Below are 7,163 nucleotides of genomic sequence, written 5' to 3'. Positions count from 1 at the left end.
GCGTCGCCGCGGACCCCCACGGCAGGCGCCGGCCGGGCCGCTGAGCCACGGCGCCGGCCCGTCCCCTTTGCCCCTCAGCCCGCCGGCACCGCCCGCACCCACGTCCCGTCGTCGGTCAGCTCGGCGTCGACCCTCAGCCCCGTCTCCGCCAGCGCGCCCTCGAACTGCTCCTTCGTCAGGGGCCTGCTGCGGAAGGTCTGGGTCCAGGTGGCGTCCGGGAACATGTACTCGGCCCGCACCGAGTTGACCCCGTCCCCGGCCGGTTCCACCGAGGCGATCCGGACGGTGAAGCCCCGGGGGTCGACGCGCTCCCTCGGCACGTTCTCGTGGTAGTCCGCGCCCTCCCGCTGGATGAGCACGCGGCCGTCCGGCGCCACATGGCGGGCGCAGGCGTCCAGCAGGGCGTGGCGCAGCCCCGGGTCGGCGGTGTGGACCAGGAACGAGCCGAGCAGGACCACGTCGAACCGCTCGCCCAGGTCCAGGTTCTCGATCGGCGTGCAGATGGTGCGTTCCGCCCCGCGCACCCGCTCCAGCATCTCGGCGGACTCGTCCACCGCCGTCACCCGGAAGCCGCGCTCCAGCAGGGCGTGGGTGACCCGGCCCGCGCCGCTGCCCAGCTCCAGGATGTGCGCCCCGGCGGGCACGGCGGCGGCGATGACGTCCGGTTCGTCGCCCGGTGGAAAGCGGGCGTACAGCTCGACCGCACAGCCGTCCGGGGTGATCGCTCCGGGGCCGGTGCCCTGATGTCCTTCACGCATCTCGACTGTCATGCCGGAAGAACGGACGATCTTCGCTCGGCCGTTCCCGCCCCGCCCCGAACCACTCGTTCGAGTCAATTCACACCGTCTCGGGAACCGGAGTACGTTGCGAGAGAGGTAGCCCGAGAGGTGGTGATCGGATGCGTACCGGCAGTGAACCGACGACCGCGCGCAGTGCGCTGCGGGCGCGGCTGTGGCTGAGCGTGTGGGGGTTCGCCTGGACCGTCTTCGGCACCGTGGCCTTCGCCCTCACCGGCCGGACCGGCTGGGCGGTCGCGTGTGCCGTGCTGTGGCTGGTGGTCACGGTCGACCTGGCCCTGGTCCTCCGTCATCTGCGCCAGGGCCCGCACTACCAGCCCGGCCGCGACGTGCCCCCGTACCAGCCCGTGCACGACGAGCCGGCGGTACGGCCCAGGCGGCGGCGAGGATTCCGGCGCCTGCCCGCGCCCCGGCACCACCACCCCTGAGAGACGGGGCTCAGGAGTCGAAGCGGGCCGCGCGCAGATAGTCCGGGTTGGGGTCCAGCGCGGCGGCGAGCCGGAAGTGACGCCGGGCCTTACCCGGCCGGCCCTGGCGCTCGTAGGTGCGGCCCAGCGCGAAGTGGGCGAAGGCGTTGTCCGGCTCGCGCTCCAGCACCACCGTGAACTCAAGCTCGGCGGGCCGCAATTGCGCGGCGGCGAAGAAGGCGCGCGCCCGCAGCAGGCGGGCGGCGGTGTTCTCGGGGTGGGCGGCGATCACTTCGTCGAGCAGTTTCACCGCGCCCCTGGGGTCCCGCGCGTCGAGCAGATGCTCGGCGGCGCGGAAGTCGATGACATCCGTCTCCGGTGTACGTCCGGCGGAACCATTGCTCTCGGGCACGGCGAAGTCCTTCCCTCACTCCGCCGTTCCAACGCATCGGAGCCGAAGGGCTATTCCGCGCCACCGCTCCGCGCGGCCGCGCGCCGGTTCAGCTCGGCCCAGACCTGCGCGACCCGCTTCTCCAGCGCGTCCAGCGGCACGTCGTTGTCGATGACGATGTCGGCGATCTCCCGGCGCTGCTCGCGGCTCGCCTGGGCGGCCATGCGGGCGCGAGCGTCCTGCTCGGTCGTCCCGCGCAGCCGGACCAGCCGGTCGAGCTGGGTCTCGGGGCTCGCGTCCACGACGACGACAAGGTCGTACAGCGGCGCCAGTCCGTTCTCGGTGAGGAGCGGTACGTCGTGCAGGACGACGGCGTCGGCGCTCGCGGCGCTCTCCAGCTCGCGGGACCGCTCGCCCACCAGGGGGTGCACGATCGAGTTGAGGACGGCCAGCTTCTCGGGGTCGGCGAAGACGATGGAACCGAGCCGGGGCCGGTCCAGCGAGCCGTCCTCGGCGAGGATCTCCGGCCCGAACGCCTCCACCACGGCCGCCAGCCCCGGTGTCCCCGGCGCCACGACCTCCCGCGCGATCCGGTCCGCGTCGATCAGCACGGCCCCGTGCTCCACGAGCAGCCGCGACACCTCGCTCTTGCCGGCCCCGATGCCGCCGGTCAGCCCCACTTTCAACATGCCGCGCAGCCTAGACCCTGCTGCCGGGAGGCTTATGCCTCCCCCTCCCGCTCCGCGAGGAACCGCTCGAACTCGCGGGCGATCTCGTCGGCGGAGGGGATGTCGACGGGCTCGGCGAGCATGTTGCCGCGGGTCTCGGCGCCGGCGGCCGCGTCGTACTGGTGCTCGAGGCCCTGGATGAGCGAGGTCAGTTCCTCGTCGCCCTCGCGGATCTGGCGGTCGATCTCGGTCTGGGTGCGGTGGGCCTCGGTGCGCAGGCCGTGCGCGACGCCGGGCAGGACGAGACCGGTGGCGGCGGTGATCGCCTCCAGCACCGTGAGCGCGGCGTCCGGGTAGGCGGAGCGGGCGAGGTAGTGCGGGACGTGCGCGGCGACACCGAGGACGTCGTGCCCGGCCTCGCCGAGCCGGTACTCCAGCAGCGCGGCGGCACTGCCCGGCACCTGGGCCTCCTCGAAGGGGCTGCGGTGACCGGGGACGAGATCGGTGCGGTTGCCGTGCGGGGTGAGGCCCACGGGACGGGTGTGCGGCACACCCATCGGGATGCCGTGGAAGTTGACGGACAGCCGGACACCGAGCCGCTCCACGATCTGCTGCACGGCGAGCGCGAACCGCTCCCACTCCACGTCGGGCTCGGGCCCGGACAGCACCAGGAACGGCGCGCCGGTGGCGTCCTGCACGAGGCGGACCTCGATGGCCGGCACCTCGTAGTCGGTCCAGCCGTCCCGCTGGAAGGTCAGCAGCGGACGGCGGGCCCGGTAGTCCACCAGCCGGTCGTGGTCGAAACGGGCCACGACCTGGTGCGGCAGCGTGTCGAGGACGCGCTCGACGATCTGGTCGCCCGTCTCCCCCGCGTCGATGTACCCGTCGAAGTGGTAGAGCATGACCAGCCCGGCCGACTCCTGAGCCAATGCCATGTCCACCACGGCAAGCCCCTTCGGCTCCCAAGCGAACAAACCCTGCGGATCAACCACGATGACCGCCCCTCCTTGTGTCCGAATGAGCCAACACCAGGAACCACCGGAGCATTCCCAAGATCACCGAACAGAGCCCGGCAGTAACCCCCTGAAGGGGCGCGGGGACTGCGCGAACACCCCCCCACAGGCCGCACCCGACAACGCACCAAAAAAACTGAAGGGACCCGCACCTCGAAAGGTACGGGTCCCTCACATCAGCCTGAGTGGCTAAGCCTCAGCGGTGAGCGTTCAGCTCTGGCCGCCCGCCAGCTTCTCGCGCAGCGCGGCAAGCGCCTCGTCCGAAGCAAGGGCACCGGAGGTGTCCGCACCCTCGGAGGAGTAGGAACCGCCACCGGACGCGGCCGGAGCGGCACCCGCGGTGTCGCCACCCTCGGCAGCGGCCTTCTCGTCCGCCTCACGGGACTTGATGACCTGGGCCTGGTGCTGCTCGAAGCGCTGCTGCGCCTCGGCGTACTGGCCCTCCCACGCCTCGCGCTGGGTCTCGTAGCCCTCGAGCCAGTCGTTGGTCTCGGGGTCGAAGCCCTCGGGGTAGATGTAGTTGCCCTGGTCGTCGTAGGACGCGGCCATGCCGTACAGGGTCGGGTCGAACTCGACCGACGCCGGGTCGGCACCGAAGGCCTCGTTGGCCTGCTTCAGCGAGAGGCTGATGCGGCGACGCTCGAGGTCGATGTCGATGACCTTGACGAAGATCTCGTCGTTGACCTGGACGACCTGCTCCGGGATCTCCACGTGGCGCTCGGCCAGCTCGGAGATGTGGACCAGACCCTCGATGCCCTCGTCCACGCGGACGAACGCACCGAACGGAACCAGCTTCGTGACCTTGCCGGGCACGACCTGGCCGATCTGGTGGGTGCGGGCGAACTGCTGCCACGGGTCTTCCTGGGTCGCCTTCAGCGACAGGGAGACGCGCTCGCGGTCCATGTCCACGTCGAGGACCTCGACGGTGACCTCCTGGCCGACCTCGACAACCTCGGACGGGTGGTCGATGTGCTTCCAGGACAGCTCGGAGACGTGCACCAGGCCGTCGACGCCACCCAGGTCCACGAAGGCACCGAAGTTGACGATGGAGGACACGACGCCGGAGCGGACCTGACCCTTCTGGAGGGTCGTGAGGAACGTCTGGCGGACCTCGGACTGGGTCTGCTCGAGCCAGGCACGGCGGGACAGGACCACGTTGTTGCGGTTCTTGTCCAGCTCGATGATCTTCGCCTCGAGCTCCTTGCCCACGTAGGGCTGGAGGTCGCGGACGCGGCGCATCTCGACCAGGGAGGCCGGGAGGAAGCCGCGGAGGCCGATGTCGAGGATGAGACCACCCTTGACGACCTCGATGACGGTACCGGTGACGATGCCGTCCTCTTCCTTGATCTTCTCGATGGTGCCCCAGGCGCGCTCGTACTGGGCACGCTTCTTCGAGAGGATCAGGCGGCCTTCCTTGTCCTCCTTCTGGAGAACCAGGGCCTCGATCTCGTCGCCGACCTTGACGACCTCGTTCGGGTCGACGTCGTGCTTGATCGAGAGCTCGCGGCTCGGGATGACACCTTCGGTCTTGTAACCGATGTCGAGCAGGACCTCGTCCCGGTCGACCTTCACGATGACGCCGTCGACGATGTCGCCGTCGTTGAAGTACTTGATCGTCTCGTCGATCGCGGCGAGGAAGGCTTCCTCGTTACCGATGTCGTTGACCGCAACCTGCGGGGTGGTGGCGGTGGTCTCGGTGCTGCTCGTCATGTGGGAAAGGGCTCCGGTACGGACATTGAAGTCGTAGGTACTGCTTACGCCGGGAGCCCGTTTCGCTCTGCAGAAGCCGGACAGCCAAGGAAGCGCCACAAGAGCACCGGGTGCCCGGTGGCGCCTCGACAACCGAGGGATACATACAGATGCGAGCGCGACCTGCTACGTCTGAGGTGCGCAGGCCCGCAGCGCAACTTGTAGCATACGGGGGCAGCCGGGCAGGGTCAATGCGCGAAGGCGCACACCGCGGACGGATCGCCGCATACCCGGCGGAACAATCGCCCAACTGGGCGCGCGTGACCGCGCGATCCCCTCCGTGACACGCTCCGGCGGGCCGGTTGGACGGAAGAGTACGACGAGGGAGCCGATCATCCAAGAGCCTGTGGGGCACGACCCGGAGGGGTCCGAGCCGGAAGCCACCCGCCGTGACGCGGGGGTCGCGGAGAGCAGCAGGGCCAACCGGGGCTGGTGGGACCGGAACGCCGACGAGTACCAGGTCGAGCACGGCACCTTCCTCGGTGACGACCGCTTCGTCTGGTGCCCGGAGGGGCTGGACGAGGTGGAGGCCGAGCTGCTCGGCCCGGCGGAGGAGCTGAAGGACCGGGACGTGCTGGAGATCGGCGCGGGCGCGGCGCAGTGCGCGCGCTGGCTGGCCGCCCAGGGGGCCCGGCCGGTCGCGCTCGACCTCTCCCACCGGCAGCTCCAGCACGCGCTGCGCATCGGCTCGGCGTTCCCGCTGGTGTGCGCGGACGCGGGCGCGCTGCCCTTCGCGGACGCCTCCTTCGACCTGGTGTGCTCGGCGTACGGGGCGCTGCCGTTCGTGGCCGATCCCCGGCTGGTGCTGCGCGAGGTACGGCGGGTGCTGCGGCCGGGCGGCCGGCTGGTGTTCTCGGTGACGCACCCGATCCGCTGGGCGTTCCCGGACGAACCGGGTCCGGAGGGGCTGTCGGTGGCGTCGTCCTACTTCGACCGCACTCCCTATGTGGAGCAGGACGACGACGGGCGCGCCGTCTATGTGGAGCACCACCGCACGATCGGTGACCGGGTGCGGGACGTCGTGTCCTCCGGGTTCCGGCTGGTGGACCTGGTGGAGCCGGAGTGGCCCGCCTGGAACACCTCCGAGTGGGGCGGCTGGTCCCCGCTGCGCGGCAGCCTGATCCCCGGTACCGCGATCTTCGTCTGCGAACGGGACTGACCGCCCGGCGTACGACACTGGGGGCGTGATCCGTGACGACGCCCTCGCCGCGCTGCCCGTGCGCTCCGCCCTGCCCGACCTGACCGCCGCGCTGGACGGGGAGGGCACCGCCGTGCTGGTGGCGCCGCCCGGTACCGGCAAGACGACGCTCGTGCCGCTGGTGCTGGCCGGGCTGGTCGGCGGCGGTCCGGCGCGGCGGGTCGTGGTGGCCGAGCCCCGCCGGATCGCGGCGCGGGCCGCCGCGCGACGGATGGCGTGGCTGCTGGGCGAGCAGCCGGGGGTGAGCGTCGGCCACACCGTTCGCGGTGAACGTGTGGTGGGGCGCCATACCCGCGTCGAGGTCGTGACCACCGGTGTCCTCCTCCAGCGGCTCCAGCGGGACCAGGAGCTGACCGGTGTCGACGTGGTGGTGCTCGACGAGTGCCACGAGCGGCATCTCGACGCCGACACGGCCGCCGCCTTCCTCTGGGACGTACGGGGGACCCTCCGGCCCGACCTCCGCCTGGTGGCCGCCTCCGCGACCACCGACGCCCGGGGCTGGGCCCGGCTGCTCGGCGGTGCGCCGGTGGTGGAGGCGGCCGGGGTCTCGTACCCCGTGGACGTGATCTGGGCGCCGCCCGCGCGTCCGGTACGGCCGCCGCACGGGATGCGGGTGGACCCCGCCCTCCTCGCGCACGTGGCCTCGGTCGTACGGCGGGCTCTCGCCGAGCAGACCGGTGACGTGCTGTGCTTCCTGCCCGGCGTCGGCGAGATCGCCCGCGTGGCCGGGCAGCTGGGCCGGCTTCCCGATGTCGACGTGCTCCAGGTGCACGGCCGCGCCCCCGCCGCCGTGCAGGACGCGGTGCTCTCCCCCGGCGAACGGCGCCGGGTGGTCCTGGCGACCTCCGTGGCCGAGTCCTCCCTCACCGTGCCGGGCGTCCGGGCCGTCGTCGACTCCGGGCTCGCGCGCGAGCCCCGCGTGGACCACGCGCGCGGCCTG

Annotated in this window: 8 protein-coding genes; 3 read left to right on the top strand and 5 right to left on the bottom strand. The window is 71.6% G+C overall.

What is annotated here, in order from left to right:
• Positions 1–74: 74 nt before the first annotated feature.
• Positions 75–758, bottom strand: coding sequence for a class I SAM-dependent methyltransferase (locus tag GT030_RS05210; RefSeq protein ID WP_161200054.1), 684 nt, complete (start codon positions 756–758; stop codon positions 75–77).
• A gap of 140 nt (positions 759–898) precedes the next feature.
• On the opposite strand from GT030_RS05210, the gene GT030_RS05205 reads away from it, so the two are divergent.
• Positions 899–1,225 (top strand): DUF6343 family protein, encoded by a 327-nt coding sequence (locus GT030_RS05205; RefSeq protein ID WP_161200053.1) that lies wholly within the window; start codon positions 899–901, stop codon positions 1,223–1,225.
• A 10-nt stretch (positions 1,226–1,235) separates the two neighbouring features.
• Here GT030_RS05205 and GT030_RS05200 read toward each other — a convergent pair whose 3' ends face one another.
• The 4 genes from GT030_RS05200 to rpsA form a co-directional block, all read right to left on the bottom strand.
• Positions 1,236–1,616, bottom strand: coding sequence for a tetratricopeptide repeat protein (locus GT030_RS05200; protein ID WP_161200052.1), 381 nt, complete (start codon positions 1,614–1,616; stop codon positions 1,236–1,238).
• A 50-nt stretch (positions 1,617–1,666) separates the two neighbouring features.
• The gene (gene coaE, locus GT030_RS05195; RefSeq protein ID WP_161200051.1) at positions 1,667–2,284 is read right to left on the bottom strand and encodes a dephospho-CoA kinase; all 618 of its coding nucleotides are present in this window, start codon (positions 2,282–2,284) and stop codon (positions 1,667–1,669) included.
• A gap of 32 nt (positions 2,285–2,316) precedes the next feature.
• On the bottom strand, positions 2,317–3,255 hold the full coding sequence (locus GT030_RS05190; RefSeq protein WP_161200050.1) for a PAC2 family protein: 939 nt from the start codon (positions 3,253–3,255) through the stop codon (positions 2,317–2,319).
• Between the two features lie 231 nt (positions 3,256–3,486).
• On the bottom strand, positions 3,487–4,986 hold the full coding sequence (gene rpsA / locus GT030_RS05185; RefSeq protein ID WP_030809881.1) for a 30S ribosomal protein S1: 1,500 nt from the start codon (positions 4,984–4,986) through the stop codon (positions 3,487–3,489).
• A gap of 385 nt (positions 4,987–5,371) precedes the next feature.
• Between rpsA and GT030_RS05180 the strand changes: the two genes are divergently transcribed.
• Both GT030_RS05180 and GT030_RS05175 read left to right on the top strand, forming a co-directional pair.
• Positions 5,372–6,184, top strand: a complete 813-nt coding sequence (locus GT030_RS05180) for a class I SAM-dependent methyltransferase (RefSeq protein ID WP_346009571.1) — start codon at positions 5,372–5,374, stop codon at positions 6,182–6,184.
• 25 nt (positions 6,185–6,209) lie between these two features.
• On the top strand, positions 6,210–7,163 hold a 954-nt coding region (locus GT030_RS05175; RefSeq protein ID WP_161200048.1), incomplete at its 3' end, for a DEAD/DEAH box helicase.

Origin of the sequence: Streptomyces sp. SID1328, from assembly GCF_009865595.1 — a bacterium.
GTDB classification, from domain to species: Bacteria; Actinomycetota; Actinomycetes; order Streptomycetales; family Streptomycetaceae; genus Streptomyces; species Streptomyces griseoluteus.
The sequence above is the reverse complement of the archived record's forward strand: the minus strand, read 5'-3'. Positions and strand labels throughout refer to the sequence as shown.

Bases quoted from the DNA above. Each gene is read 5' to 3' on its own strand.
- GT030_RS05210 (WP_161200054.1), bottom strand. From the start codon at position 758: ATGCGTGAAGGACATCAGGGCACCGGCCCCGGAGCGATCACCCCGGAC.
- GT030_RS05205 (WP_161200053.1), top strand. From the start codon at position 899: ATGCGTACCGGCAGTGAACCGACGACCGCGCGCAGTGCGCTGCGGGCG.
- coaE (WP_161200051.1), bottom strand. From the start codon at position 2,284: ATGTTGAAAGTGGGGCTGACCGGCGGCATCGGGGCCGGCAAGAGCGAG.
- rpsA (WP_030809881.1), bottom strand. From the start codon at position 4,986: ATGACGAGCAGCACCGAGACCACCGCCACCACCCCGCAGGTTGCGGTC.